The organism is Streptomyces sp. NPDC111802, from assembly GCF_055634335.1.
Map to the genome: position 1 here is coordinate 1 of NZ_JBVKCZ010000231.1, position 1,328 is coordinate 1,328.

A 1,328-nucleotide genomic window follows, 5' to 3' on the forward strand; every position below is an offset into this window, starting at 1 on the left:
CAGCCCGGACACAGCGCCGCTCTCACCGTGCTGGAGACGGACTTCCTCACCGCAAGTGCCGCGGCACGCGATCAGGAGCGGCAGGCGGTGACCCGGGCCCGACGCCGGCTGCGCACGCTGGTCGGCTCGCTGTCCGCCGTGGTGGTGCTCGCCCTCCTGGCGGGCGTAGTCGCCTGGCAGCAGACTCAGCAGAGCGAGCGGCAGAAGGTTCTCGCCGCCGCCCGCAAGGCCGCCGCCGCGGCGAACGGGCTGCGCTCCTCCGACCCCCGGCTGGCGCTCCAACTCAGTGTCGCCGCTTGGGAACTGAGCCATACTCCGGAAACCGAGTCGGCACTGCTGGGCGCCTTGGAGCAGCGGGAACGCGCGAGGTTCGAGGCGCCGGCCTCCGACTACTACGCCCAGCAGTTCCTGAGCGACGGCGGCCGCACCTTCACCCGCATCGAGAAGAGGCGCATCACGGTGCAGGACGCGGAGACGGGGCGGGTGACCGGTACCTACCGCGCGTTGCCGCAGGAAAAAACGGACCCGAAGGCAGGCGGCGGTCTCGTACACAGCCCCGACGGCGCGACGCTCGCCATTCCCACGGGCGAGGGCATGCAGGTGCGGCTGTGGGACATCCGCGCCGGACGCTACCGCGGCCCCGCCTTCGGCCCCTCCCGTTCCGCCTCGACGTTCCTCATGGCATTCAGCAGCAGCGGGCGGGCGATGTACTTCAGCACCGACGACCGCGGCATAGCGGTGTGGGACACGCGCACCGGGCGGCGCCTGCTCTCCGCCCCGGATGCCCCCCAGGCGGTGGCGGCGGACGTCAGCGCGGACGGCCGCCTGCTGGCGTACTGCACCGAGGACGATCACGTCGAGCTGTGGGACCTGCGCCAGGACCGCCGATCGGCTGCCGAGTGGATCACGAAAGTGCCCTGCCCGACCCCGTGGCGCATACAGTTCTCCCCCGACGGAAACACCCTGGCGGTGCCGGATGAGCTGGGACTACGGCGCTGGCGGCTCTCCTCCGGGAAGGAACTGCTCATGCTCCGCCAGACAGGCCCGGAGCAGTATGCCTTCAGCGACGACGGCAAGTTCGTGGCGGGCGCGGCCAGGAACGAGATCCTGCTCTGGCGCCTTGACCGGCCGCGGGCCCCGGTCTTCCGCCACGCACTGGCCGACGAGTACGGCTCCCCCGGCGACATCGAACTCGACACGAGTTCCCATGCGATCCGCTACATCGGAAGCGGGACCGGCACCCGACCCGTGGTGCACACGCTCGATCTGGGCCGGTCCATCACCTCCTCCTGGCGTGCGCAACCCGTCAACAACGCCACGTTCAGCGC

Annotated in this window: 1 protein-coding gene; it reads left to right on the top strand. The window is 70.9% G+C overall.

What is annotated here, in order from left to right:
• A partial coding sequence (locus tag ACZ7NC_RS45685) for a WD40 repeat domain-containing protein (RefSeq protein WP_471498412.1) occupies positions 1-1,328 on the top strand: 1,328 nt, incomplete at both ends.